Genomic DNA, 25270 nt, shown 5'->3' on the forward strand with positions numbered 1-25270 from the left:
ATCAGTCGTTGTCGGGGATGAACAGGCCGAGCAGCCAGCTGACCACGCTGATGATGATCGCGCCCCAGAAGGCGGCCGGATAGAAGTTGTCGACGTGGAAGGGGATGTCGAACTGGCCGGCGATCCAGCTCGTCAGCAGCAGCATGGCCGCGTTGATGACGAGGAGGAACAACCCGAGGGTCAGCACGATGACCGCGCAGCCCAGCGCCTTGACGATCGGCTTCACGATGGCGTTGACGACACCGAAGATCAGCGCCACGAGGAGCAGGACGCCCCAGTACTTGGCCGAGTTCTCCGGGGCGGTGATCTTGATGCCGTCGAGGAGCTGGATGGCGACCCAGAGGGCGGCGGCCGCGGCCACGGTTCTGATGATGAATCTCACGCTGGTTGATCCTCCCACTTCGCGATGGCCGGCGCGATAGATCGACCCCGCGAAGCCGGTCGACCACGGATGGTGGCGGCGGTTACCTGTGACTCATGTCGGGAAAGGGAGCGGGATGGACGCTAATGGTCTTGATTCGTTGCCCGCGGCGGAGTTGCACGACCGAGCGGTGCGGTACGCCGTACGCCATGGGGATCTGGGCTTCCTGTGGAACCTGCTGAAGGTGATCCCGGCCGCCGAGGCCGCGAGCGGTCACGAGAGTGAGACCGCCAACGACCTCAGCCGGGTCTCCGCGCTGCTCAGCGACGCGCTCGCGGCGGGCGAGGGTGAGCTGGGCGAGGCGTTGCGCCCGATCTACCTGGAATACCTGCGCGATCATCCCGACGCCTGACGCCTGACGCCTGACGCCTGACGCCTGACGCCTGACGCCTGACGCCTGGACACTGGGCGGTGCTCAGCCGGCCAGGCGGGCCCCCGCGGCGATGCCCGAGATGCCCGGCGTGCTGACCTCCTGGCCGTCCCGGAGCACGATCATGGTGTCGTACGCGCCGGCCTCGGCCAGGTCGGTCGCGAAACGCCTGGCCAGGGTGGGGCCCATGGCGTACATGGCGGTGGCGTAGGCGTCGGCCACGCCGAGGTCGGGGCCGATCACGGTGACCGAGCCGAGCGTCTGCTGGCGCTCCCCGGTGCGCGGGTCCACCACGGCCGCGCCGCCCGAGGTGGCGATGCCGAGGTCGTGGGCGAACAGCGCCTTCCTGACGACGTCGGTGCGCGGGTCGCGGATGCCGACGCGCCACGGCTTGCCTGGCGCGGCCGAGCCGCGCACCCTGATGTCGCCGCCCGCGTTGATGCGGTGGTCGCCGGCGCCCGCGTTGCACAGCGCCCGCGACAGGCGTTCCAGGGCCCAGCCCTTGATGTAGCCGGACGGGTCGATCACGCCGTTGATCCGGTGCTCGAACCAGCCGCCGGTCGCCTCGCCCAGCTCCTCGCAGCGGTGCAGGACCTCGACGAGCTCGGGGATCTGCCTGATGGTCAGGCCGTGGTTGAGGCGCCAGATCTGGCTGTCCTCCTTGGCCGGGCTGAAGGTGTCGGCCACCCAGCGCAACCAGGAGAAGGCGTCGTCGAGCAGGGGGGTGAGCTCTCGGGCCGGCAGAGCCGTGCGGATGTCCACACTGACGGGCATGCCCATGACCGTGTCGACACGGGCGCTTCCGGGGAAAATCGTCACCTGGCCTCCTTGTCCGCTGCCCACGCTCTCACGCCGGCCGTAACGTGGGGCTAAGCCTTTTGCCCTGGTTTGAAATGGACCTGTGACCTCGGGATCGCGAGGCGTGACAACGCGCCGCCGACGTACCGGGTGAACGGGCGCGGGCCCTCGACGACCACCTCGCGCTCGGCGATGTCGGGGATCTGGCGGCTGAGCCCGGAGGCGCTGATGCGCTCCTTGGCCCTCGGGTCGTGCTCGGCGCCGGTGACGAGGATGAGACCGTACCTGGCCTCCAGGTCGCGCAGCTCGCTGGTGGCGCGCTCGGCCCGGTAGACGGCCACGGTGTCCGTCCCGGCCAGCCGGGCGCGCAGGGTCTCCGGGGCCATGCCGGACGCGATCAGCACCCTGCCCTTGGCCCGCGGGACGACCGTGTGGCTGCGGACCGCCATGACCGCCGCCATCGCGTACAGCAGGAGCGAGCCGACGCGGCTGAGTTCCGTCACGTACGCGGTGGAGCTGAGCTCGTGGGCCACCAGCAGCGCGCCGGCCAGGTAGCCGCCGAGCCGCAGCCGCTGCCGGGCCTGCTCGGTGCGGAGCAGGTCGGCGGCCTTGACGGTGGCGAAGCCGAGCGCGACGAGCAATGCCGCGGCGGCGTAGGCGGTGGGTCGCCAGGGGTAGCCGAACCCCGGCTGGATCGCGCCGAACTCGGCGACCGCGACCCCGCACCAGAAGAGGATGGGACCGTGACTCGCATTCACCTCACTAGCCATGTCTACGACGATGCTGAAGGAACATGAGAGCTTTCTGAGTAAGGTCTGAAACATGGCTAACGTGCGTGTTGAGCGGACAGAAGACGGCGGATTCCGGGCCACGAACGCCCGCGGCGCCGAGGTGAAGATCGGCGGCGGCGACGACGAGGGCGTGTTCACCCCGGTCGAGCTGCTGCTCGCGGCGGTGGGCGGCTGCAACATCGTGACCGTCGAGCCGCTCACGGCCAAGCGCGGGCACCGGCTGGTGCGCCTGGCCATGACGGTGGAGTCGGAGAAGGTCGAGCCGAACAAGCTCGGGCCGGTGACGGTCACCTACGACGTGGAGCTGCCCTCGGAGGAGGCCGACGAGGTCTTCAGGGCGGTGGCCGGGCGGGTGCACGACAAGTACTGCACGGTGAGCAGATCGTTGCAGGACGGTACAGAGGTTCGATTGGAGCTTCCCTAGTCGGATTAAACGCTTATTCGACCCCGTTATGACGCGACCGTTGCATTCGTCTCGGTAGCGTTGTAGCAGGTCGAGAGGCCACAACAGACCTTCACCGATGCGGACGCGGAGGGGGACCGCGGTCCGCGAGTGCGGGACCGCCGACGTTTTTGGGGGAAGACGTCGGCCTGGACCGCCACCGATCGGGGCCGGGCAGATTTGGGGGAACTGCCCGGCCCCGATCCATGCCCGCAGCCGGCCACGGCGCTGTCCCGTCTGTCATCGGGGATGCGTATTGTCCTGGGGTGTGAAGAAAGTTCTCATCGACTGCGACCCCGGCATCGACGACGCGCTCGCCCTGGCCCTCGCCGCCGGCTCCCCGGACCTCGACGTCGTCGGCGTCACCACCGTGGGCGGCAACGTCGACCTGGAGCTGACCACCGCGAACGCGCTGGCGCTCAGGGAGTTCCTCGACCTCGGCGACGTGCCGGTCACGCCCGGCAGCGCGGGCGCCCTGCTGCACCGCACGGTCCGCGCCGGGCACGTCCACGGCGACACCGGTCTCGGCGACGTCGTCCTGCCCGCCCCCGTACGCGCCCTGTCGGAGGGGCACGCGGTGGACTTCATCGTGGACGCCCTGCGTGCCGCCCCGGGCGAGATCACGCTGGTCGCGGTGGGCCCGCTGACCAACATCGCGCTCGCCGTACGCCGCGAGCCCCGCGTCGTGGAGTGGGCCCGCGAGCTGGTGATCATGGGCGGCTCGTACACCCGGGGGAACCACAACCCGGCGGCCGAGTTCAACATGCTGGCCGACCCCGAGGCCGCGGCCATCGTCTTCGAGGCGGGCTGGCAGGTCCGCCAGCTCGGCCTCGACGTGACCCTGTCCGCCCTGGTCACCGCGGACGTCCTCGACCGCATGCGGCCGCTCGGCCGGCTGTCGGAGCTGCTGGTCCCGGCCGCGCAGTTCTACGGCGTGGTGACGGCCGAGGGCGGCCCGGCCATCCACGACGCCTGCGCGGTGGCGTACGTGCTGGACCCGTCGCTGTTCACCTGCGTGCCGGCCGTGGTGAACGTGGAGACCGCCGGGACGTACACGCGAGGTATGACCGTCACCGACTTCGACCTGCGCGGACGGCCGGCGAACGCGCTGGTGGCGACGTCCGTGGACGTCAAGGGGTTCTGGGACCTGGTGCTGGGGGCGTACGGGCGGCTGGGGGAGCGGCTCGGCTGATGTGCGGGCACCGTCCGGCGGCTGATACAGTTAACCCTGTTGCGCCGCTAGCTCAGTTGGTTAGAGCAGCTGACTCTTAATCAGCGGGTCCGGGGTTCGAGTCCCTGGCGGCGCACCACACCGAAACCGCCTGGTTCACCAGGCGGTTTCGCTGCTTTTCGGGCCCCTTCGCTCCTCGCGGCTTGCGACAATCGGTCGGTGGACGAGACGTTTGCGGGGTGGCTGGCGGGGCTGGGGCGCGAGCGGCTGACCGAGCTGCTGGCGGCGCGGCCCGACGTGTTGCGGCCCGTGCCGCCGCGGCGGCTGGCCGAGCTGGCCGAGCGCCTCGACGCGCCGGAGTCGGTGCACCTGGCGCTGTCCCGGACGCCGCTGCCCTGCCTGCTGCTGGCGGAGGCGATCCTGGTCTCGGCCCGCAGCGACCGGCCGCTGTCCGCGCTGGTGACCGCGGGCGCCGACCTGTCCGGGCTGATCGACCGGCTGGAACGCGTCGCGCTCGTACGGCGGGGCGCGGGCGGGGCGCTGCACCTGGCCGCCGGGCTGCCCGCGGCGCTGCCGACGCCCCTGGGGCTGGGCCCCGACCTGTCCGGGCTGCTCGCGCACGTCACCGTGGCCGAGCTGATCGACGTGCACCGGCGGCTGGGCGGCACGGGCGCGCCGCGCAAGGCGGCGCTGATCGAGTCGATCACCGCGGCCCTCGGCGATCCCGGCAGGCTGGCCCGGCTGGTCGCCCGCGCCCCGGCGGGCACCCGCGAGCTGCTCGACGACTTCCTCGATCGCGGGCCCGCGCGGGTGCTCGACGAGTTCCCGCCCCGCGGCCGGCACCAGCCGCGGGGCTCGGCGACCCCGGCGCGGTGGGCCCGCGACCACGGTCTCGTCTGGAGCGTCGACTGGGAGCGCACCTACGTCATGCCCATGGAGGTCGCGCTCGCGCTGCGCGGGCCCGACCATCGGATCGACCTGCCGGTCGAGCAGCCGGCGATCCGCACCCGGCCGGTCGACGCCGAGCTGGTCGCGCACGAGGCGTCCGTGGCCGCCCTCCGCCTCCTGGACCGGGCCGCGGCCCTGCTCCAGGACGCGGCGGCGCAGCCGTTGCCCGAGCTGAAGGGCGGCGGCGTGGGCGTCAAGGAGGTGCGCCGTCTGGCCGGCCGGCTGGGCTGCGCCGAGGACGAGGTCCGCCTGCTGCTCGACCTCGTGCACGCCGCCGGTCTGCTGGCCGCCAACCCGCTCACGCAGGTGCCCGCCCGGCGCGCGACCGAGACCCGGCGTGCCGGGGTCTCGCCGACCAGGGGTTACGACGCGTGGTTGCGCCTGTCGCCGGCCGACCGCTACGCGGCGCTGGTCGAGGCGTGGTGGCGGCTGCCGATCAGCCCGACCCGCCGGTACGACGGCAAACCCCGCAACCCGCTGGCCCCCGCCGGGACCGGGACGCCGTCCAGCGTCATCCGGGAGGTGGTGTTCGGGCTGCTCCCGGGCGGCGCGGCGACGGAAGAGGCGGCGGCGGGGGAGGTGGCGGCGGGGGAGGTGGCGGCCGTGCCGGACGCGGAGGCGGTGGCGGCGGCCGCGAGCTGGCATCTTCCGCTGTTGCAGCGGGCGAGCTGCCGCGAGGTCGTGCTCGCGGTGCTGGCCGAGTCCCGGCTGCTGGGCCTGCTCGGCGCGGACGCCCTCAGCCCGCCCGGCCTGGCACTCCGGACGCCGTCCGGGCCGAGGGTGGGCGAGGCCGCCGCCGGGCTGCTGGCCGGCGCCCGGCGGCAGGCGCTGTTCGGGACGGACCTGACCGCCGTGGTCACCGGGCCGCCCGCCGCCGCCCTGACGGAGGTCCTCGACCGGGCCGCCGACCGCGAGCCCGGCGGTTCGTGGCGGTTCGGCGCGGCCTCGGTGCGCCGCGCCCTGGACGCCGGGCACACCGCGGCCGATCTCGTCTCCGCCCTGGCCGAGGTGGCCGCCGGCCCGCTGCCGCAGCCCCTGACGTACCTGATCCACGACGTCGCCCGGCGGCACGGGGAGATCGAGGTGGTCCCGGTGGGCTGCTGCGTGGTGGGCGACGACCATGCCCTGCTGGCCGAGCTGGCCGCGCATCGCAGGCTGGCCAAGCTGCGTCCGCGCCTGCTGGCGCCCACCGTCCTGGCCAGCGCGCTCGACCCGGCGCAGACCCTGGCCCTGCTCAGGGAGGCCGGGTACGCGCCGGTCGCCCGCGAGGCCGACGGCACGCTCACCGTCACCGGCCGCAGGCCCCGGCGCGCCCCGGCCCGTCCGGCCGGCCGCGAGCAGGCGGTGCTCCGCCCGGAACGCGCCGCCGCCTGGCTGGTCACCACCGCCGGCGAGCCGCTGCCGGCCCACCACGGCCTGCGCGACGTCTTCGCCCGGTACGCCACCGCCCTGCCGCCCAAGGCCCGCGGACGGGTGGCGATGGAGCTGGAGTACCACGGCACGGCCCGGATCGTCCACGACGGCGAGGAGCTCACCGTCAGCGGCCCGGAGGTGCGCGGCACGGACCTTGACGTGTGGTGCCACGAGCCCGCCGAGTTCCGGCTGCTGGACCTGGCGAAGATCACAAAAGTGCTGACCTGATCAGGAGTCCAGCTCGTCGCGGGCCGCCATCAGGGCGAAGCCGAGCAGGTTCAGCCCCCGCCAGGTCGCCGCGGACGCGGCGCGCTCGTCGTCGGCGGCCAGGCCGATGCCCCAGACCCGGTCCAGCGGGCTGGCCTCGACCAGCACGTGCGCCCGGGTGCCGATCAGGAACTCCCGCAGGTCCCGGTGCGCGCCGAACTTGGCGAGGGAGGCCCGGGTGACGATGTCGAGCCGGTGTGCCGCCCACACGGCCTCGTCGAAGCCGCGCACGGTGCGGCCGAGCTTCTTGGCCTCGCCCGGGGTCGCGGCCAGGAGGATGCGGCGGGCGCTGTCGTCGTCGCCGAACAGCCACGCCTTGTGGGCCATCATGTAGTGCTCGGCCGAGGCGAAGGTGTGGCCGCCCTCGGTGAAGGCGACCGGCCACCACTGCGACAGGCAGCCGCGGCCGGGGCCGCCGTCGCGGGGCGGGCGGTGGCCCCAGAAGTAGAGGTAGCGCGGCCGGTGGCCGTTCCGCTCCGCCTCGACGGCCTCGTCAACGGTACGGGGAAGCTGGTCGGACACCGCTCAACCGTCCCACAAGGGACGGACGCCGGCCAAGCCGATTAAGACCGGCGGTCGAGCCCGCCGAGTTCCGGCTGCTGGACCTGGCGAAGATCGCCAAGGCGCTGACCTGACGATGCCTCCCGGCTCACGATGATCGCGACCGGAGGTCAGGGCGCGGCGTCAGCGGGCCGTCGTGCGGATGATTATGATCATGATTGCGGGAAATGATCTAGTTTTCTCCGCTATGACCCCTGACCCGAAGGGATGTTCATGTCCAAGCTCACCCGCGCCGCCGCCACCTCCGTGGCGGCCGTCGCCCTGGCCGCGACGTGCACCGCGATGACCGCGCCCGCCGCCTCCGCCACCACCTCGGCCGCCTCGGCCGCCGCCTCCACCTGGATCAAGTACGGCGACTACAGCAGTGAGGCCAAGTGCATCGCCAAGGGCAAGGAGCTCAAGGCGAAGGGCACCTACCTGTCGTACTTCTGCCAGTACACCGGCTTCTTCACGCTGATGGTGCTGACCCGATGACCGCCTGACCGGCCATGGCCCGGAGGCTCGTCCTCCGGGCCGGTCGCCGTCACGGCGGGTCGCCGGTCAGAGCCGGCGGATCATGGCCTGCTTGGCCGCCGCGAACTCCTCGTCGGTCAGCACCCCGGAGCGGTGCAGCTCGCCCAGTTCGGCCAGGCGGCGCAGCACGGCGTCGTGGGCGTCGCCGGTGGAGGCCGCCGGCTCCAGCTCCTCGGGCTGCTCGCGCGGCAGCCGGGCCAGCACCGCGGCCCCGACCAGCGCGGTCGCGCCGCCGAAGCGCTGGATGCCCCAGGAGACGCAGTGGGGGTCCTTCTGCGGGGACGCGCCGGGCCCGTCGCCCTTGAGCCGGAAGCGGAGGGTGCCGTAGCCGAGGCCGGACTGCGGTTTCCACTCCACGCCCACCAGCTCGGCCAGCGGGAACTCCTGCGACCCCGCCCGTTCCTTCTCCGTGCTGGCGAAACCCGTCCACTCCAGGCGGACGCGCTCGCCGTCGAAGATCGCCGTGCCGTCGCCGGCCGTGGCCGAGACGGGGATGGCGGGGCCGGGGAGCAGGTAGTGCTCGCAGGGGCCGCCGGGCGTCTGGTTGATCTCCAGGGTGTCGCGCACTTCGTCGGCGAAGTACTGGGCCGCGCCGGCGCGCTCCTTGGGCACCGCCAGCCGGTACGGGTCGGCGGGGGCGGCCAGCGACCCGGCGACGAGGTCGGACAGGGGGTCGGCGCCGTAGCGCAGGCGCAGGCGGAGCTGGCCGCCCTTGCGGCCGGGCTCGAAGGCGCACGTCGCGATGGCCTCCAGCGGCACGGCGACCTCGCCGAGCACCTTGCGGAGCTCGTGGACGTTCTTGTCGCCGCCAGGGACGACGCGCAGCATCTCTCCGTTGAACGTCCACGAGCCGTCGGGAACGGCGATCTCGGTCATATTCTCAGCCTAGGACGTCGAGAGGAGCCCGATGAAGATCTTCACGAGCTGGATGTCATGGGGCCAGGCCGCCGGCCCCCTGGGCGAGGCGCTCCCGTCGCAGACCGTCGCGGGGTTGCGCGAGGCGGTGCGCTTCGCCCGGACGCAGCACGGCGTGCAGCAGCGTCCCACCGGGCGGCCGTACGTGGAGCATCTGCTGGAGGCGCTGGAGGTGGCGGTGGCCGGGGCGCAGGTGCGCGACCCCGACGTGCTGACCGCGATCGTGCTGCACGACGTGCTGGAGGACACCGCGTGCACCGAGCGGGAGCTGGCCCGGCGGTTCGGCGCGGAGGTGACCGGGCTCGTCCGCTGGGTGACCAGGCCCGCCGGGCGCGCGAAGGCCGACCACCTGGCCGCGCTGGCCAAGGCCCCGGCCCAGGCGGTGCTGGTGAAGCTGGCCGACCGGGTGAGCAACGTGCAGGAGTTGCAGCGCCTCCACTGGCGGTTCCAGAAGCGCTACTACCACGAGACCGTCGCCCACATCGTGCCGCTGGCCGCGCCACACCCCTGGTTCGCCGCGTGGTACGAGGAGTGGCGGCGGCCGTGGGCCAGGCGCGTGGCGCGCTACCCGGACTAGCCTCCCAGCCGGGCCAGCCGGTTGCGCACGCCGTCGAAGTGCGCGTACACGGCCGAAACCGCGGCGGCCCGGTCGCCGGCCAGCACCGCGGCGTAGATGTCGCGGTGCCGCCTGGCCACGTCGCCGGGCGGCTCGTCGGGGGCGCCGAGGTGGTCGCGGAGCTGGTGGTAGACGTCCCAGAAGGCGCCGAGGAGCTGGCTGACCAGCGGGTTGCCGAGCGGCCGGTAGAGCAGGTCGTGGAAGAGCCGGTCGGTCTCGGGGGAGACCTCGCCGACCTGCGACTCGTGGTCCATGCGGGCCATGACGTCGGCCACCGGGGCGAGGTCGGCCTCCGGGCCGAGGTCGATGAGCCGCTGGACGAGCCCGCTCTCCAGGATCTCGCGGATCTCGATGAGGTGCGCCAGGTGGTTGCGGCCGTTCTGCAGGGTGATGCGGCTGTGGAAGGCCAGCTCGTCCACCAGCCCGGCCAGCGACATCCGGCCCACGAACATGCCGAACCCGTGGCGGATGTCCACGATGCCGACCGCCTGCAGAGCCTTCAGCGCCTCCCGGACGGAGTTGCGGCTGACCTGGAGCTCCTCCATGAGCTCCGACTCCGTGGGCAGCGGGTCGCCCGCGACCAGCCCGCGCCTGACGATCAGGTCCTTGACGCCCTCCTGGGCCTCGACGGCCCGGCTGGGACGTGCCGGACGCGGGACTGCGGCCATGAAGCTTCCTTTCATCGTAGGTAACATTCCGGAAATCCTCTGTTGACCTCAAGACGCTCTGGCGTTTAGCGTCCACGTTACGCACAAGATAGGACATGGGATGTCCTACGTTCTACCTGTTCCCCCCAGGAGGCATCCGTGAGCTCTGAGTTCAGCCGCCGTGACTTCCTGCGCTACAGCGGGGCCACGGGTGCGGCGGCGTTCATCGCGGCCACCCTCTCCGCCTGTTCCGGAGGCCCGGCCTCGACCGGCTCGGTCGGCGCCGGATCGAACAAAGACCTGATCACCGCCGTCATCGGCTACGGCAACGACCAGAGCTGGGACCCGACGCAGACCGCGTCGGCGTTCGCGATGGCCGGGATCAGCCACGTCTACGAAGGGCTGCTCGACACCGACCCGGTCACCCGGGAGCCGTACCCGGCCCTGGCGACGGCGCTGCCCGCCGACGCCGACGCCACGTCGTGGACGTTCGCCCTGCGCGAGGGCGCCAAGTGGCACGACGGGCAGCCGGTCACCGCCGACGACGTGATCTTCACCTTCGAGCGCATCCTCGGCCCCGACAACGTGCTGACCGGAAACTTCTTCAAGCCCTGGCTCCAGGAGGTGAAGAAGGTGGACGACCGGACCGTGGAGCTGGTCCTGAAGTTCCCCTTCCCCGACGCGGCCCCCCGGCTGACCATCGCCAAGATCATGCCGAAGCACGTGTTCAGCCAGGCGGGCGCGTGGGACAAGGCCAAGAGCGGCATGGCGGTCGGCTCCGGGCCGTACAGGCAGACGGCGCACAACCCCAAATCCAACACCTCCTTCGAGGCGTTCGACGGCTACAACGGCCCCCGCCCGGCCACGGTCAGGAAGATGAACTGGCTGACCATCGTGGACGCCTCCGCCCGGGTGGCCAAGATCTCCGGCGGCTCGGCCGAGGCGCAGATCGCCGACAACATCCCGTACGCCAACGTCGACCAGCTCAAGCAGCAGGGCCTCACGGTCGAGGGCGGCAAGGGCATGAACCACATGTTCCTGATGTTCAACACCGCCGCCAAGCCCTTCGACGACGTACGCGTCCGCCAGGCCCTGCACTACGCCATCGACAAGCAGAAGATGATCGACGTGGCGCTCAAGGGCCACGGCACGGCCGCCAGCTCCTTCCTCAACGAGGGCCACCCCGACCACCGGCGCGCCTCGGTCGTCTACGACCACGACCCCGACAAGGCCAAGGCGCTGCTGAAGGAGGCGGGCGTGACGAACCTGACGGTCAACCTCATGGCCGTCAACGTGAGCTGGATCGCCGACTGCCTGCCCACCATCGCCGCCTCCTGGGAGGCGGTCGGGGTCAAGACGACGCTGGAGCCGCAGGACACGGCCGCGCTGTTCACCAAGATGGACCAGTTCCAGGACTACCAGGTGGTCGCGGCGGCCTCGAACCCCAACCAGTTCGGCATGGACGCCGACCTGATCCTGCACTACAACTACGTGCCCGGCGGGCTGTGGATGAAGTACAGCCACTGGGACGGCAGCAAGGACGCCGAGAAGCTGTTCGCCATGATGGACGCGGCCGCCAAGGAGACGGACAAGACCAAGAAGAGCGAGCAGATCCACAGATATCTGGACCTGGTCGCCGAGCAGGCCGTGCTCTATCCCGTCGTCCACAACGAGCTGATGACCGCCTGGGACCCGAAGAAGCTGTCCGGCGTCCGCGCCCAGCCGTACCCCGGCATCAATCTGCTGCAGGCCAAGAGGACATGACGCTCGTACTCAGGATGCTGCTGCGGCGGCTCCTCATCCTGATCCCGCTGGTCCTGGGCGTGGTCGCGTTCGTGTTCGTGGTGATGCGCTTCTCGGGCGTCAAGCCCGAGTACGCCTACTTCCAGGGCGCGAACCCCACGGCCGAGCAGATCCACCGTTTCCAGCAGGAGAACGGCCTGCTGGACCCGCTGCCGCTGCGGTACGCGCGCTTCGTCGCCGACCTCGCCCAGGGCGACATGGGCACCAGCGTGCTCACCAAGAAGCCGGTCGTCGAGTCGGTGACCACCGCGCTGCCGCTGACCCTGCAGCTCACGTTCCTCGGCCTGGCCGTGGCGGTCGTGCTCTCGCTGGTGTTCGGCGTGACCGCGGCGCTGTTCCGCGACCGCTGGCCCGACCAGGCGATCCGGGTCGTGTCGCTGGTCGGCGTGGCGGCCCCGGCGTTCTGGCTGGCGCTGCTGATGATCCAGTGGCTGGCGGTCGGCGAGGGGCTGTTCCCGACCGGCGGCTACATCAACCCCGCCGACTCCCTCACCGGCTGGCTGCAGTCGATGACGCTGCCCGCGCTGTCGTTGTCGCTGCCGATCGCCGCCCAGCTCACCCGCATCATCCGCACGTCGATGGTCGAGGAGCTGGACCGGGACTACGTGCGCACCGCGATCGGCAGCGGCCTGCCGATGATCGTCGTGGTCGGCCGCAACGTGCTGCGCAACGCGCTGATCAACCCGCTGACCGTGCTCGGCCTGCGCATCGGCTACCTGATCGGCGGCACGGTGGTCATCGAGACGATCTACGGCCTGCCCGGCATGGGGCAGCTCATGATCAACGCGGTCCGCGACGGCGACCCGGCCGTGGTGCAGGGCGTCGTGCTCACCATCGCGATCGGCTTCATGGTGGTCAACCTGGTCGTCGACATCCTCTACCTGCTGGTCAACCCCCGCCTGAGGAGTGCCGCCTGATGAGAAGCGGACTCACCGAACGCCTGACCGCGTCGGCCGGCAGGCCCGGCGTCGCCTTCCGGCGGCTGCCCGCGGCGTCGTGGCCGGCGGTCGCCGTCGTCGTCCTGGTCGTGCTGGCCGCCCTGTTCGCGCCGCTGATCGCGCCGCACTCGCCATACTTCCAGGAGGCCGCCGGCGGCGGCCCGTCGGCCGCCCACTGGATGGGCCTCGACAGCGCCAACCGCGACATCCTGTCCAGGCTCCTGTACGGCGCCCGCTGGTCGCTGATCATCGGCCTCGGCGCCACCGGCCTGGCCCTGGTCGCCGGGGCGGTCGTCGGCGCGGTCGCGGCCACCTCGCGCCGGGCGGTGGACGAGACCGTCATGCGCGTGCTCGACGTGATCATGGCCTTCCCCGGCATCGCGCTGGCCGCCGTGCTGGTCGCGGTGTTCGGCGGCAGCATCCCGGTGCTGGTCATGGCCATGGCCTTCCTCTACATGCCGTCCGTGGCCAGGGTCGTGCGGGCCAACGTGATCGCCCAGTACGGCGAGGACTACGTGGCGGCCGAGCGCGTCATCGGCGCGCGTACGCCGTACATCGTGCTGCGGCACGTCGCGGTCAACTGCGCGGCGCCCGTGCTGGTGTTCTGCACGGTGATGGTGGCCGACGCGATCGTGTTCGAGGCGTCGCTGTCGTTCATCGGCGCCGGCGTACGGCCGCCGAACCCGTCGTGGGGCAGCGTCATCGCCGACGGCAAGAACCTGGTGCTGCTCGGCGGCTGGTGGGCCACGGTCTTCCCCGGCCTGCTGATCCTGATCACCGTGCTGGCCCTGAACGTCCTGTCCGAGGGCATCGCCGACGCCTGGGCCGCCCCGGCGCGCAGGGCCGCACCCAGGAAGGACGACGCCTACGAGCAGGCCGCCCCCGGCGCCGGCCAGGTCGTCGAGCTGCCCGGCCTGGCCGAGGCCGCCCGCCGGCTGGCCGGACGCGCCCGCCCGCTGCCCGAGGGACAGCCGATCCTCAGCGTCGAACGCCTGAGAATCGGCTTCGACACCGGCGTGGACATCGTGGACGGCATCGGCTTCGAGGTCTGGCCCGGCGAGGTCGTCGGCCTGGTCGGCGAGTCCGGCTGCGGCAAGTCGCTGACCGCCCTGACCGTCATGGGCCTGCAACCGCGCCAGGCCCGGGTCGGCGGCCACGTGCGCTTCGACCAGCAGGAACTGCTCGCGCTGCCGCGCCGGGCCCGCCGCCGCCTGCTCGGCCACGAGATGGCGATGATCTACCAGGACGCGCTGTCCTCGCTCAACCCGGCCATGACCATCAGGGCCCAGCTCAGGCAGCTCGCCCGCAGGGGCGGCCGGCGCACCCCGGCCGAGCTGCTGGAACTCGTCGGCCTCGACGCCCGCCGCATCCTGTCGGCCTATCCGCACGAGCTGTCGGGCGGCCAGCGGCAGCGGGTGCTGATCGCGATGGCGCTCTCCCGCGACCCCAAGCTGATCGTCGCCGACGAGCCGACGACCGCGCTCGACGTGACCGTCCAGGCGCAGGTCATCGAGCTGCTGCTGCGGCTGCGCGAGGAGCTGGGGTTCGCGCTGATCCTGGTCTCGCACGACCTGGCCCTGGTCGCCGACGTCACCGACCGCGTCGTCGTCATGTACGGAGGCCAGATCGTCGAGACCGGCGCCACCGCCGCCCTGGTCGGCGAGCCCGCCCACCACTACGCCCGGGGGCTGCTCGGCTCGGTGTTGTCGCTGGAGTCGGGGGCCGAGCGGCTGACCCAGATCCCCGGCGTGGTGCCCGCGCCCGCCGACTTCCCGGCCGGGTGCAGGTTCGCCGACCGGTGCCCGATGGCCACCGGCGTGTGCCGTACGCAGACCCCGGTATTGGCCGGAGAGGCCAGGCGGCACGCGGTGGCCTGCCACCACCCGGCGGCCGGACTCGCAGGGAGTGAGACACGTGCTTGAGCTGAACGACGTGCACGTCGTGCACAGGGCCCGCTCGGGAGGGCTGTTCTCGCGGGACCGCGTGCACGCCCTGACCGCCGCCTCGCTGACCGTCGCGCCCGGCGAGACCGTCGGGATCGTGGGCGAGTCGGGCTGCGGGAAGTCCACGCTGGCCAAGGTGCTGGTCGGGCTCCAGCGTCCGACCTCGGGAAACGTGCGCCTGAACGGCCGCGACCTGTGGACGCTGAAGCAGGACGAGCGGCGCGCGCTGGTCGGCGGCGGCGTCGGGCTGATCTTCCAGGACCCGTCCACGGCGCTCAACCGGCGGCTGCCGGTCGGGCGGATCCTGCGCGACCCGCTCGACGTGCACCGCCGGGGCACCACCGGCGAGCGCGAGGCCCGCGTCCGCGAGCTGCTGGACCTGGTCGGCCTGCCCGCCGGCGTGGCCGGCGCGCTGCCCGGCCAGCTCTCCGGCGGGCAGCGGCAGCGGGTGGCCGTGGCCAGGGCGCTCGCGCTCGAACCGCGGCTGGTCGTCGCCGACGAGCCCACCAGCGCCCTGGACGTGTCGGTCCGCGCCCAGATCCTCAACCTGTTGCTCGACCTCAAGGACCGGCTCGGGCTGGCGATGGTGTTCATCTCGCACGACATCCAGACCGTGCGCCGGATGAGCGACCGCGTGGTCACCATGTACCTGGGCAGGATCGTCGAGCAGACGCCCGCGCGGTCGGTGCCGGGGCGGGCCAGGCATCCGTACACGCGGGCGCTGTTCTCGGCCACCCCCGGGCTGATCTCGCCCATCACGCCGATCCCGCTGGTCGGCGCGGTGCCGTCGGCCACCAGGCCGCCCAGCGGCTGCCCGTTCCGCACCCGGTGCTGGCGGGCGGACGACCTGTGCGCGGCCGAGATGCCCGCCGCCACGCGGGCCGGGGACGACCACCTCTTCCACTGCCACCACCCGGTGGCGGCCGGAGCCACCGACCTAGAGCTGATCCAGGAGCACTCATGACAGATCCCGATGTCGCCGGGGCCGCGACGGTGACCGGCGTGATCCCCCCGGTCTGCACGCCGTTCACCCCCGGCCACGAGGTGGACGCCGCCTCCCTGACCCGGCTGGTGGACCACCTGCTGGCCGGCGGGGTGGACGCGCTGTTCGTGCTCGGCTCCTCCTCGGAGGTGGCCTACCTGACCGACGCCCAGCGGCGGGTGGTGCTGGACACGGTCGTCGGGCACGTCGGCGGCCAGGTGCCGGTGCTGGCCGGGGTGATCGACATGACCACGCCGCGGGTGCTCGAACACGCCCGCGTCGCGGCGGCGGCGGGGGCGTCCGGGCTGGTGGCGACCGCGCCGTTCTACACGCGCACCCATCCCGAGGAGATCCGCACCCACTTCCGGACGATCGCCGCCCGCACCGGCCTGCCGGTCTACGCCTACGACCTGCCGGTCAGCGTCCACACCAAGCTGAGCGCCGACCTGCTGCTCGACCTGGCCGCCGAGGGCGCGCTCGCCGGGGTCAAGGACTCCAGCGGCGACGACGGCGGGCTGCGCCAGGTCATCCTGGGCCGCCGGGCGCCGTTCAGCGTGCTCACCGGGTCGGAGGTGACCGTGGACTCCGCGCTGTGGATGGGCGCCGACGGCGTCGTCCCCGGCCTCGGCAACGTCGACCCCCACGGGTACGCCGAGCTGTACCGGGCCGCCACCCGCGGCGACTGGGCGGCGGCCAGGGCCGAGCAGGAACGCCTGGTCAGGCTGTTCGAGATCGTCCGGGTCGGCGCGGGCCGCATGGGCGGCAGCTCGGCGGGGCTGGGCGCGTTCAAGGCCGCCCTGCACCTGCGGGGCGTCATCGACTGCCCGCTCACCGCGCTGCCGCAGATCCCGCTGAACGACGACGAGACCGGCCGGATCGGCAAGCTGCTGGCCGCCGCCGGGCTGCTGTAGCCGCCGCTCGGACGTCGCGGGTCAGGGGCCGCCTGTCACAGGCCGTCGGCGTGGGCGGCCCGCTCGTTCGGCACGCAGTGGGTCATCTTCAGGCCCTCCACGTCGCGCGGGCCGTTGCGCCCCAGCTTGACCAGGCGCTCCCGGTCCTCGTCGGTGAGGTCCTGGCTCGCCAGCGGCTCCAGGTGGGCGACGTCGTCCGGGGTGATGCCGAGGCCCTCGCCGACGCGCAGGCCGAGGTCGTCCTCCACGAGCAGGAAGTGCCAGACCATGCGCTCCTGGATGCGCCGGTCGCACTGGCTGAGCGCGTCGACGAAGTTGCGCACCAGGTCGTCGCGCTCCCACTGCTCCATGAGCAGGTAGCGCTGGCCGGCCTGCTTGTAGTCGTTGGTCCGCGGGATGCGCCTGCGCATGACCCGGCCGCTGATGACCGGGCCCTCCTCGTCCACGGTCGGGTACTCGGCCTCGCGCAGGCCGCCGCGCAGCGAGGGCTCGTAGTTGATGTGCGGGTCCTCGCCGCCGGTGTCGACGAAGTACGCCATCTGGCCGTCGCGCTGGTTGGTCCTGATGGGCGCGTTCCTGGCCTGGTTGACCGGCAGTTGCAGGTAGTTCGGGCCGACCCGGTAGCGCTGGGTGTCGCTGTAGGAGAATGTCCGGCCGACCAGCATCTTGTCGTCGGAGAAGTCCAGGCCGTCCACCAGGACGCCGGTGCCGAAGGCGGCCTGCTCGTTCTCGGCGAACTGGTTCTCGACGTTGCGGTTCAGCACCAGGCGGCCGACCGGCCTGGCCGGGAACTCGTTCTCCGGCCACACCTTGGTGTCGTCGAGCGGGTCGAAGTCCAGCTCCGGGTGCTCCTCGTCGGTCATGAGCTGGACCAGCAGCTCCCACTCGGGATAGTCGCCGCGCTCGATGGCGTCGTGCAGGTCCTTCGTCGCGTGCCCGAGGTCGCCCGCCTGGACGACCGCCGCGTCCGCCTCGGTCATGCTGCGCACGCCCTGCTTGGGCATCCAGTGGTACTTGACGAGGAACGTCTCGCCCTGCTGGTTGACCCACTTGTAGGTGTTCACGCCGAATCCCTGCATGTGCCGGTAGTCGGCGGGGATGCCGCGCGGGCTGAACAGGTTGACCAGCATGTGCATCGACTCGGGCGTCTGGGACATGAAGTCGAAGATGCGGTTGGGGTCCTGCCGGAAGGTCACCGGGTCGGGCTTGAGCGCGTGGATGACGTCGGGGAACTTGATGGCGTCCCTGATGAAGAAGACGGCCAGGTTGTTGCCCACCAGGTCCCAGTTGCCGTCCTCGGTGTAGAACTTGATCGCGAAACCGCGCGGGTCGCGGGCGGTCTCGGCCGAGTCCCGGCCGCCGATGACGGTGGAGAAGCGCAGCGCCACGTCGGTGCGCTTGCCGGCCTCCTGGAACAGCTTGGCCCTGGTGTAGCGGCTGACCGGCTCGTCGCCGATCTTGCCGTACGCCTCGAAGTAGCCGTAGCTCAGCGCGCCCCTGGCGTGCACCACCCGTTCGGGGATGCGTTCGCGGTCGAAGTGACTGATCTTCTCCAGGAACTGGTAGTTCTCCAGCGTCGCCGGTCCGCGCGGGCCGACCGTCCGCTGGTTCTGGTTGTCGTAGACGGGATGCCCTTGTCGGTTGGTGAGCACCTCGCGCTCGTCGTTCGACTGCGGACCCTTGCTGGAGACGTCTGTCATCGCACTGTTCCTCTCCCCGGACGAGATCTTCCCCGGCTGCCCTCAAGACCGGGTCGAAAACGGGCAAAACCTCGTCCTCGGGGAGCTACCTGCTCACACCGTCGGCTCCCCGGCCGAGCAGGCCCAGGTCGGACCGGCGGGGCAGGCTCTCCCAGTCGCCCTGCGAGGTCACCGCGAACGCGCCCGCCGCGCAGGCGGTGTCCAGCCGCCGTTCCGGCGCCGCCCCGGCCAGCCAGTCCGACAGCCAGCCGGCCGCGAACGCGTCCCCGGCCCCCACGGGGTCCACCTCGGTCACCCGGTACGGCCGCGCCCGCCGCAGCACCCCGCCGGACAGCTCAAGCGCGCCCGCCGACCCCGACTTGACCAGCACGTACGAGGGCCCGAGCGAGGCCAGCGCCTTGGCCAGCTCCGCCGGGTCCTCGACGTCGGCGACCAGGCGGCCCTCCGGGACGGTCGCGAACAGCACGTCCACGTCGCCGGCCGTCTCCCGCAGCCAGGCGCCCGCCTCCTTCTCCGTCCACAGGGCCCGCCGGTAGTTGACGTCCAGCGAGACCAGCACGCCGGCCGCCCGCGCCACGGCGATGGCGTGCGCCACCGTCTCGCGGGCCGACGCCGACAGCGCCGGGGTGATCGCGGAGACGTGCAGCACGCGGGCCGAGGCGATCAGCGCCGGATCGAGGTCGCCCGGCCGCAGCCGGGAGCCGGCGCTGTCCTTGCGGTAGTACCGCACGTCCACGAGGTCGGCCGTGCGGCGGCCCTTGATCATCAGTCCGGTGGGGGCGTCCGGGTCGGTGACCGCGCGCACGTCCACGCCCTCGCCGGCGAGGGTGGCCCGGATCAGGTCGCCGAACTCGTCGTCGCCCACCCGTCCGGCCCACGTCGCCCGGTGGCCCAGCCGGGCCACGCCGATCGCCAGGTTCGACTCGGCGCCGCCGAGGCCCAGGTCGAAGTCGCGGGCGAAGCGCAGCGGCCCGGTACGCCGGGCGGCGAACAGCGCCATGGTCTCGCCGAAGGTCACCAGATCGGTCATGTGGTCGGCCTGCCCAGCTTTCTGGAGATCCGCGACGCCGCCCCGGCCACCAGCGGCCCGAGCTCCCGCACCCGCGCGGCGGTGATCCGCGAGGTGAGCCCGGAGACCGAGACGGCGGCGACGACGGCGTCGTTGTGGTTGAAGATCGGTGCGGCGACGCAGCGCACCTCGGGCTCGTTCTCGCGGTCGTCCACCGCGTAGCCGCGCCGCCGGATGTGGGTCAGTTCGGCGCGCAGCCGGTCGGGGTCGGTGATGGTGTGCTTGGTGATCGGGTCGAGCGCCAGCCCGGTCAGCGCCTCCTCCGGCTGCCAGGCCAGGATCGCCTTGCCGACCGCCGTGGCGTGCACCGGGCCGCGGCTGCCGATGCGCGAGGCCATGCGCACGTTCGTCTCGTTCTCCACCTTGTCGATGTAGACGACGTGCGGGTGGTCGTAGACGACCAGGTGGACGGTCTCGCGCACCTCGCTCATCAGCCGGTGCGACTCCTCGGCGGCGACCGCGCGCAGGTCCAGCGTGGCCAGGTACGCCTGCCCGAGCCGGAGGGTGCCGTGCCCCAGCCGGTAGGCCCCGGTCCTGCGGTCGCGTTCGAGCAGCCTGGCCTCCACGAGCGGGACGGTCAGCCGCAGCACCGTGCTCTTGGACAGGCCCACGGCCTCGGCGAGCTGGGTGAGCGACAGGCCGGTGTGGCCGCGTACGTGGTCCAGGACGGCCAGGGCGCGCCGGAGCGAGGCGGACTGGTTGCGGTCAGGCACGCAAGTCACCATATTCGATGAAATTTCGCGAAATGCAGCACCCTGTTGTGCACTGCACAACATCTCCTGACAGGTCTTCTCGACTCCAGAGCGAATTCCTAGTGTCGGCGCAGGAGGTAATAGTGAAGTTTCTTTACTTTGCCGCGGCCGGAACGGCCCTGCTCACGCTGGCCGCCTGCGCGCCCTCGACCGCTCCCGCCTCCGGCGGCGGCGACGAGCGAACGGGGACGCTGCGCGTCTGGCTCTTCGACGAGCCCAACCGGGCCCCCAAGGACAAGGTCGTCAACGAGGCGATCAAGGAGTTCACCGCCGCCCACGCGGACGTCAAGGTCGAGGTCACCTACATCCCCACCACGCCCGCCCGGCACGAGAAGTTCAAGGGCGCCTTCAACGACCCGGCCAGCTCCCCGGACGTCGCCGAGTACGGCAACACCGACCTGGCCGAGTACGCCGCCGCCGGCGGGTTCGCCGACCTCACCGCGGACCTGAAGGGCCTGGACCTGACCCCCGACCTGGTCAGGTCGGCCTCCGTCCAGGGCAAGCAGTACGGCCTGCCGTGGTTCATCGGCATCCGCGCCCTCTACTACCGCACCGACGTCTTCGACGAGCTCGGCCTGAAACCGCCCGCGTCCATCGGCGCCCTGACCGAGGCCGCCCGCACGATCCGCAGGAAGAAGCCCGACCTGTACGGCATAGCCGTCGGCGGCGAGTACACCTTCGGCGCCCTGCCGTTCGTCTGGGACGCCGGCGGCGACATCACCTCGCTCGACTCGCCGCAGTCGCGCAAGGGCGTCAAGGCGTACACGGACCTGCTGACCGACGAGGTGTGCCCGCCGCAGGCGTGCGTCTCGCTGACCGGCGGCAAGACGGTCGAGCTGTTCGCCGGCGGCAAGGCCGCGATGGGCATACTCGGCAACTTCAACCGCTCGGCCGTGGACGCCGGCGCGGCGGCCGGCAAGTACGCCGTCGTGCCGCTGCCCGGCGCGGCCGAGGGCTCGATCGCGCCCGCCTTCGCCGGCGGCAACAACCTGGGCGTGCTGAAGAACGCCGGTCACCGCACCCTGGCCGCGGACTTCGTCAAGCTGCTGGGCGGCAAGGCGTACCAGGGCAAGATGTACGACGCGATGGGCAACCTGCCGACGCTCACCTCGGCCCGCGACGAGCTGGCGGCCAAGGACCCGTTCGTCAAGCCGTTCCTGGACACGGTGGCCAAGGGCACCCGGTTCGTGCCGATCGACCCCGCCTGGGTGAAGATCGACAACGGCAAGGTCATCCCCACGATGCTGCAGAAGGTCGCGACCGGCCGGTCCACCGTCGAGCAGGCCACCACCGAGGCGGCCGCGGCCGTCAAGACCGCCTTCGGCCGCTCGTGAGCCGAGGTTCGACCGCCCGCCGCGGGCGCCCCTGGCTCTACCTGCTGCCCGCGGCGGCCGTGCTGGTCCCCATGTTCGGCTACCCGGTCTACATGCTGGGCCTGCTGTCGGTCTTCGACTACCGGCAGGCGCAGGTCAGCGGCGGGCAGCCGAGCACGTTCGTCGGGTTCGGCAACTACGCCGCGCTGCTCGGCGACCGGCGGTTCTGGGAGGTGCTGGCGCAGACCGTGGGGTTCGCGGCGGCGCTGGTCGTCGCGACGCTGGCGGTCGGCGCGGCCCTGGCCGTGCTGCTGACCAGGACCGGGCCGCTGCCGAGGACGGCCCTGTCGCTGGCCGCGCTCGGCGCGTGGGCGGTCCCCGCGATGACCGGCTCCACCGTGTGGATGTTCCTGTTCGACGCCGACCTCGGCCTGGTCAACCAGGTGCTCGGGATCGACGGGTTCAACTGGTTCTACGACCGGTGGGTCACCTTCGGCGTGGTCGGCGCGACGGTCGTGTGGCACTCGTTCCCGCTGGTGATGATCACCCTGTACGCGGGCATCCGGGCCATCCCCGCCTCGGTGCTGGAGGCGGCCGCGCTCGACGGCGCCTCGGCCTGGCAGGGGTTCTGGCGGATCATCGTGCCGATGCTGCGGCCGCTGGTCACGATCGTGGTCATCCAGTCGGTCATCTGGGACTTCAAGCTCTTCACCCAGATCTACGTGATGACCAACGGCGGCGGCGTGGCCGGACAGAACACCGTGCTCAACGTCTACGCCTACCAGATCGCCTTCGGCTCCTCCGAGTACGGGCTCGGCTCGGCCGTCGCGGTCGTCATGACGCTGATCCTGCTGGTGATCACCCTGTTCTACATCCGGGCGCTGCGGCGCAGTGGGGAACGCCTGTGAACCGACGACGTCTTCTGCCCAACGCGGTCGCGCTGATGGTCGCCCTGCTCACCGCGTTCCCGCTCTACTGGATGGTCCTGTCGGCGCTCAAGCCGGCTGGGGAGATCCAGTCGCTGGAGGTCAGGCCCTGGACGTCGCACCTGACGCTGGACAACTTCGTCCGGGTGCTGACCGGGGAGAACTTCGCCCGCTACCTGCTCAACAGCGCGATCGTGGCGCTCCTCGTGGTCGTGCTGTCGGCCGGGGTCGCCTTCCTGGCCGCGGTGGCCGTGACCAGGTTCGCCTTCCGGTTCAGGACGACCGTGCTGATCATGTTCCTGGTCGCGCAGATGGTGCCGGTCGAGGCGCTGACGATCCCGCTGTTCTTCGTGGTCCGGGACCTGGGCCTGCTCAACACGCTGGCCTCGCTGGTGGTGGTGCAGCTCGCCTTCACGCTGCCGTTCGCGATCTGGATGCTGCGCGGGTTCGTCGCCGGGGTGCCGGAGGCGCTGGAGGAGGCGGCGATGATCGACGGGGCCGGACGCGCGACCGTGCTGTGGCGCGTCCTGTTCCCGCTGGTCGCGCCCGGCCTGGTGGCGACCAGCGTGTTCTCCTTCATCACCGCCTGGAACGACTTCGTCTTCGCGCGCACCTTCATCATCTCGTCCAAGGACAACCAGACCCTGCCCGCGGCGCTGCTCGTCTTCTTCAAGCCCGACGAGAACGACTGGGGCGGGATCATGGCGGCCTCGACGCTGATGACGATCCCGGTGCTGATCTTCTTCGTGGCGGTGCAGCGGCGGCTCGTGTCAGGGCTTGGAGGGGCGGTCAAGGACTGAGACGGCGTGCTCGTCGCCGGGGGCGAGGAACTCCAGCAGCAGCCGCGCCTCCCGCTCGACCTCGTCCAGCTCGGCGATCGGCGTCCACTGGTGGACGTTCAGCGTGGAGACGCCCTTGGCCCTGGTCACCGTCCAGTCGCCGGCGGTGACGCCGTCCACCAGGATGATCCGGGGGATCACGTTCGTGCCCATGAACGACCCCTGTATGACGGCCGCGCCCCGCTCGCTGATCACCCGCGAGCGGTCGGCGTGCGACAGGAACAGGTTGTCGAAGTCGTACATCAGCCGCACCGGGGCCGGGACGTCCTCGGCCGGGCGGACGGCCTCCGGCAGGTCGTACAGCGTGCGGCCGGCGGCGTCCCTGAAGCGGACCAGGTCCATGGACTCGACGACCTCGCCCAGCCTGGTCAGGCCCGACCAGGTCTGCGCGTCCTGCACCGAGGCCGGGCCGAACGCGGCCAGGTAGCGCCGGACCAGCTCGGCGGGCGTCATCGGCGGCACCTCCGCCGGGCCCAGCCACGACTCGGCGGTGGTGTGCGCGACCGGCCCGCTCCTGCCCCACAACCCGCGCGGCGGCACCTGGACCAGCGGCAGCAGCCAGCGCACGCCCTGGCCGAGCGCGTGCTGGTCGTGCTCGGGCCACCGCTCGGCCAGCGCCCGCCCGAGGTCGGCGAAGGTCATCGCACGCTCCTCCAGCAGCGCCCGGCCGACCGCGGCCAGCTCGTCCAGGTCGACGCCCGCCAGCCGCCGGCCGAACGTCGTACGGGTCATGCGCTCGGTGACGACCTGCAGCAGCGGCCGCATGGCCAGGCAGTCGCGGGCGGTGACCAGGTGGATGGTGGAGCGCTGCAACGCGAGCCGCACCAGCTCACGTCCGGCCAGCAGGCCGGAGACCTCCTCGGGCTTGAGCCCCTCGATGCGGTTCCACAGGCCGACGTACCAGGTGTGGGGGGTCTGCGCCTGGAGGCCGCCGAGCCTTTCGACGACCTCCTGCACGCTGCCGTCGCCGCGGCGCAGCAGCAGCTGCCGGTCGAGCGTGGCCCGGTTGAGCGCGCGCTGGGAGATGAGGGGATCCATGGGGACAACGGTAGGGGTGATCGCGGTCATTTCCGGACCTCGATGCGCCCTCAGGCGAGCGCGTCGGGGCCCAGCTCGTGCGGCGCGGAGTAGCCGGACAGGGCGAGCGTGATGTCCAGCTCGCCCAGCAGGCAGCGCAGCACGTGCTCGACGCCCGCCTGCCCGCCCAGCGCCAGCCCGTACAGCACGGGACGGCCGACCAGCACGGCCCGCGCGCCCAGCGCGAGCGCCTTGACCACGTCGGCCCCGGTGCGCACGCCCGAGTCGAACAGCACCGTCAGCCGGTCGCCCACCGCCTCGGCGATGCCGGGCAGCGCGTCGAGCGCGGCCAGGGCGCCGTCGACCTGGCGGCCGCCGTGGTTGGACACCACGATCCCGTCGACGCCGTGCTCGGCGGCCAGGCGCGCGTCCTCGGTGCTCATGATGCCCTTGAGCACGATCGGGCCGTCCCAGTGGTCGCGCAGGAACGACAGGTCGTCCCAGCTCAGGCCGGGGTTGGGGAACATGCCCGCCCAGTGGGCGACCGGGTTCTCGACCCCGGCGAAGTGGGGGTCGCTCAGGTAGTTGGCGAGGCCCGTGCCGGCCAGGAACGGCAGGAAGCCGCGGTCGAGGTCGGCCGGACGCCAGCCGAGCAGCGTCGTGTCCAGCGTGACCACCAGCACCGAGTGGCCGGTCGCCCTGGCCCGGCGCAGGAAGCTCAGGCACACGTCCCGGTCGGTCGGGCAGTAGAGCTGGTACCAGCGCGGCGCGTCCCCGCCGGCCGCCGCCACCTGCTCGAAGTCGTGGGCGGCGGCCGTCGAGTGCACGTACGTGACGCCGACCGCGGCCGCGGCCCGCACGGTGGCGAGCTCGCCCTCCTCGTGGGCCAGCGTCTGCACCCCCATGGGCGCCACCAGCACCGGCGCCGCCATCCGGGTGCCCAGCACCTCGCACGACAGGTCACGCTCCCGCGCGACGCCGCGCAGCATCCTCGGCACGATCCGGCGCCGCTCGAACGCCTCCAGGTTGGCCCGCGCGGTCGAGCCGCTGCCCGCGCTCGGCACGATGTACCCCAGCGCCTCGGGCGGCAGAACCCGCCCGGCCGCGCCCTCCAGGGCCGACAGATCGGTGGTCAGCTCCGGCGTGCGGCCTTCGAACATGCCCGTCAGGTAGATGCCGAGCTGGTGGTCGCCTGCGTTCATGG

At 72.0% G+C, this 25270-nt stretch carries 25 protein-coding genes and 1 tRNA gene; 15 read left to right on the top strand and 11 right to left on the bottom strand.

Annotated features, from left to right (window positions below):
- Window position 1: 1 nt before the first annotated feature.
- Window positions 2-382, bottom strand: a complete 381-nt coding sequence (locus tag ACIBQ8_RS44665) for a phage holin family protein (protein ID WP_352319465.1) — start codon at window positions 380-382, stop codon at window positions 2-4.
- A 115-nt stretch (window positions 383-497) separates the two neighbouring features.
- Between ACIBQ8_RS44665 and ACIBQ8_RS44670 the strand changes: the two genes are divergently transcribed.
- Entirely contained in the window at window positions 498-773 is a 276-nt protein-coding gene (locus tag ACIBQ8_RS44670) for a hypothetical protein (protein ID WP_352319467.1), read from the top strand.
- 63 nt (window positions 774-836) lie between these two features.
- On the opposite strand, the gene ACIBQ8_RS44675 is transcribed toward ACIBQ8_RS44670, so the two are convergent.
- Window positions 837-1610: an FAD:protein FMN transferase gene (locus tag ACIBQ8_RS44675; RefSeq protein WP_352352103.1), complete on the bottom strand. Its 774-nt coding sequence runs from the start codon at window positions 1608-1610 to the stop codon at window positions 837-839.
- 50 nt (window positions 1611-1660) lie between these two features.
- Window positions 1661-2359 (bottom strand): hypothetical protein, encoded by a 699-nt coding sequence (locus tag ACIBQ8_RS44680; protein ID WP_397195177.1) that lies wholly within the window; start codon window positions 2357-2359, stop codon window positions 1661-1663.
- A gap of 52 nt (window positions 2360-2411) precedes the next feature.
- On the opposite strand from ACIBQ8_RS44680, the gene ACIBQ8_RS44685 reads away from it, so the two are divergent.
- The 4 genes from ACIBQ8_RS44685 to ACIBQ8_RS44700 all read left to right on the top strand — a co-directional run bounded on the left by ACIBQ8_RS44685 (window position 2412) and on the right by ACIBQ8_RS44700 (window position 6582).
- Window positions 2412-2804 (top strand): OsmC family protein, encoded by a 393-nt coding sequence (locus ACIBQ8_RS44685; RefSeq protein WP_352319472.1) that lies wholly within the window; start codon window positions 2412-2414, stop codon window positions 2802-2804.
- A gap of 286 nt (window positions 2805-3090) precedes the next feature.
- Window positions 3091-4014: a nucleoside hydrolase gene (locus tag ACIBQ8_RS44690; protein ID WP_397172353.1), complete on the top strand. Its 924-nt coding sequence runs from the start codon at window positions 3091-3093 to the stop codon at window positions 4012-4014.
- Window positions 4015-4055: 41 nt separating this feature from the next.
- Window positions 4056-4132 (top strand) — tRNA-Lys (locus ACIBQ8_RS44695).
- An 80-nt stretch (window positions 4133-4212) separates the two neighbouring features.
- Entirely contained in the window at window positions 4213-6582 is a 2370-nt protein-coding gene (locus tag ACIBQ8_RS44700) for a helicase-associated domain-containing protein (protein ID WP_397195178.1), read from the top strand.
- On the opposite strand, the gene ACIBQ8_RS44705 is transcribed toward ACIBQ8_RS44700, so the two are convergent.
- Window positions 6583-7143, bottom strand: a complete 561-nt coding sequence (locus tag ACIBQ8_RS44705; protein ID WP_397172349.1) for an NADAR family protein — start codon at window positions 7141-7143, stop codon at window positions 6583-6585.
- Between the two features lie 252 nt (window positions 7144-7395).
- Between ACIBQ8_RS44705 and ACIBQ8_RS44710 the strand changes: the two genes are divergently transcribed.
- The gene (locus tag ACIBQ8_RS44710; RefSeq protein ID WP_397195179.1) at window positions 7396-7656 is read left to right on the top strand and encodes a hypothetical protein; all 261 of its coding nucleotides are present in this window, start codon (window positions 7396-7398) and stop codon (window positions 7654-7656) included.
- Between the two features lie 66 nt (window positions 7657-7722).
- On the opposite strand, the gene ACIBQ8_RS44715 is transcribed toward ACIBQ8_RS44710, so the two are convergent.
- Entirely contained in the window at window positions 7723-8571 is an 849-nt protein-coding gene (locus tag ACIBQ8_RS44715; RefSeq protein ID WP_397172346.1) for a DUF4429 domain-containing protein, read from the bottom strand.
- A gap of 31 nt (window positions 8572-8602) precedes the next feature.
- Between ACIBQ8_RS44715 and ACIBQ8_RS44720 the strand changes: the two genes are divergently transcribed.
- Complete coding sequence (locus tag ACIBQ8_RS44720; RefSeq protein WP_397195180.1) at window positions 8603-9187, top strand: HD domain-containing protein; 585 nt, start codon at window positions 8603-8605, stop codon at window positions 9185-9187.
- Here the strand turns inward: ACIBQ8_RS44720 and ACIBQ8_RS44725 are convergent.
- Complete coding sequence (locus ACIBQ8_RS44725) at window positions 9184-9894, bottom strand: FadR/GntR family transcriptional regulator (RefSeq protein ID WP_358288371.1); 711 nt, start codon at window positions 9892-9894, stop codon at window positions 9184-9186. The two genes, ACIBQ8_RS44720 and ACIBQ8_RS44725, sit on opposite strands and share 4 nt — an antisense overlap.
- A 138-nt stretch (window positions 9895-10032) precedes the next feature.
- Here ACIBQ8_RS44725 and ACIBQ8_RS44730 point away from each other — a divergent pair, with 138 nt between their 5' ends.
- From ACIBQ8_RS44730 to ACIBQ8_RS44750, 5 genes are read left to right on the top strand one after another with little or no spacing between them, the layout of a single operon-like run.
- Window positions 10033-11637, top strand: a complete 1605-nt coding sequence (locus ACIBQ8_RS44730) for an ABC transporter substrate-binding protein (RefSeq protein ID WP_397195181.1) — start codon at window positions 10033-10035, stop codon at window positions 11635-11637.
- Window positions 11634-12593, top strand: a complete 960-nt coding sequence (locus ACIBQ8_RS44735) for an ABC transporter permease (RefSeq protein WP_397172340.1) — start codon at window positions 11634-11636, stop codon at window positions 12591-12593. Before ACIBQ8_RS44730 ends, ACIBQ8_RS44735 begins: the two co-directional genes overlap by 4 nt.
- Window positions 12593-14536 carry a dipeptide/oligopeptide/nickel ABC transporter permease/ATP-binding protein gene (locus ACIBQ8_RS44740; protein WP_397195182.1) on the top strand — a complete coding sequence of 648 codons (1944 nt, stop codon included), beginning with the start codon at window positions 12593-12595 and terminating at the stop codon, window positions 14534-14536. Before ACIBQ8_RS44735 ends, ACIBQ8_RS44740 begins: the two co-directional genes overlap by 1 nt.
- Window positions 14529-15521 carry an oligopeptide/dipeptide ABC transporter ATP-binding protein gene (locus ACIBQ8_RS44745; RefSeq protein WP_397172337.1) on the top strand — a complete coding sequence of 331 codons (993 nt, stop codon included), beginning with the start codon at window positions 14529-14531 and terminating at the stop codon, window positions 15519-15521. Before ACIBQ8_RS44740 ends, ACIBQ8_RS44745 begins: the two co-directional genes overlap by 8 nt.
- Window positions 15518-16450 carry a dihydrodipicolinate synthase family protein gene (locus tag ACIBQ8_RS44750; RefSeq protein WP_397172335.1) on the top strand — a complete coding sequence of 311 codons (933 nt, stop codon included), beginning with the start codon at window positions 15518-15520 and terminating at the stop codon, window positions 16448-16450. The genes ACIBQ8_RS44745 and ACIBQ8_RS44750 overlap by 4 nt, the downstream gene beginning before the upstream one ends.
- 35 nt (window positions 16451-16485) lie before the next feature.
- On the opposite strand, the gene ACIBQ8_RS44755 is transcribed toward ACIBQ8_RS44750, so the two are convergent.
- The 3 genes from ACIBQ8_RS44755 to ACIBQ8_RS44765 form a co-directional block, all read right to left on the bottom strand.
- A complete protein-coding gene (locus tag ACIBQ8_RS44755) occupies window positions 16486-18150 on the bottom strand; it encodes a catalase (protein ID WP_397172333.1) in 1665 nt (554 codons plus the stop codon).
- Window positions 18151-18235: 85 nt separating this feature from the next.
- Window positions 18236-19180 (bottom strand): sugar kinase, encoded by a 945-nt coding sequence (locus tag ACIBQ8_RS44760; RefSeq protein WP_397172331.1) that lies wholly within the window; start codon window positions 19178-19180, stop codon window positions 18236-18238.
- Window positions 19177-19932, bottom strand: a complete 756-nt coding sequence (locus ACIBQ8_RS44765) for an IclR family transcriptional regulator (protein WP_397195183.1) — start codon at window positions 19930-19932, stop codon at window positions 19177-19179. Before ACIBQ8_RS44765 ends, ACIBQ8_RS44760 begins: the two co-directional genes overlap by 4 nt.
- Before the next feature lie 122 nt (window positions 19933-20054).
- Here ACIBQ8_RS44765 and ACIBQ8_RS44770 point away from each other — a divergent pair, with 122 nt between their 5' ends.
- From ACIBQ8_RS44770 to ACIBQ8_RS44780, 3 genes are read left to right on the top strand one after another with little or no spacing between them, the layout of a single operon-like run.
- Entirely contained in the window at window positions 20055-21305 is a 1251-nt protein-coding gene (locus ACIBQ8_RS44770; protein ID WP_397195184.1) for an extracellular solute-binding protein, read from the top strand.
- Window positions 21302-22192, top strand: coding sequence for a carbohydrate ABC transporter permease (locus ACIBQ8_RS44775; protein ID WP_397195185.1), 891 nt, complete (start codon window positions 21302-21304; stop codon window positions 22190-22192). Before ACIBQ8_RS44770 ends, ACIBQ8_RS44775 begins: the two co-directional genes overlap by 4 nt.
- The gene (locus ACIBQ8_RS44780; protein WP_397195186.1) at window positions 22189-23010 is read left to right on the top strand and encodes a carbohydrate ABC transporter permease; all 822 of its coding nucleotides are present in this window, start codon (window positions 22189-22191) and stop codon (window positions 23008-23010) included. The genes ACIBQ8_RS44775 and ACIBQ8_RS44780 overlap by 4 nt, the downstream gene beginning before the upstream one ends.
- Here ACIBQ8_RS44780 and ACIBQ8_RS44785 read toward each other — a convergent pair.
- Together ACIBQ8_RS44785 and ACIBQ8_RS44790 are read right to left on the bottom strand one after the other, a co-directional pair.
- On the bottom strand, window positions 22981-24087 hold the full coding sequence (locus ACIBQ8_RS44785; protein ID WP_397195187.1) for a winged helix DNA-binding domain-containing protein: 1107 nt from the start codon (window positions 24085-24087) through the stop codon (window positions 22981-22983). The two genes, ACIBQ8_RS44780 and ACIBQ8_RS44785, sit on opposite strands and share 30 nt — an antisense overlap.
- A 50-nt stretch (window positions 24088-24137) precedes the next feature.
- Entirely contained in the window at window positions 24138-25268 is a 1131-nt protein-coding gene (locus tag ACIBQ8_RS44790) for an alpha-hydroxy-acid oxidizing protein (RefSeq protein WP_397195188.1), read from the bottom strand.
- Window positions 25269-25270 lie beyond the last annotated feature (2 nt).

Origin of the sequence: Nonomuraea sp. NPDC049646, assembly GCF_044465525.1 — a bacterium.
Taxonomy (GTDB): Bacteria; Actinomycetota; Actinomycetes; order Streptosporangiales; family Streptosporangiaceae; genus Nonomuraea.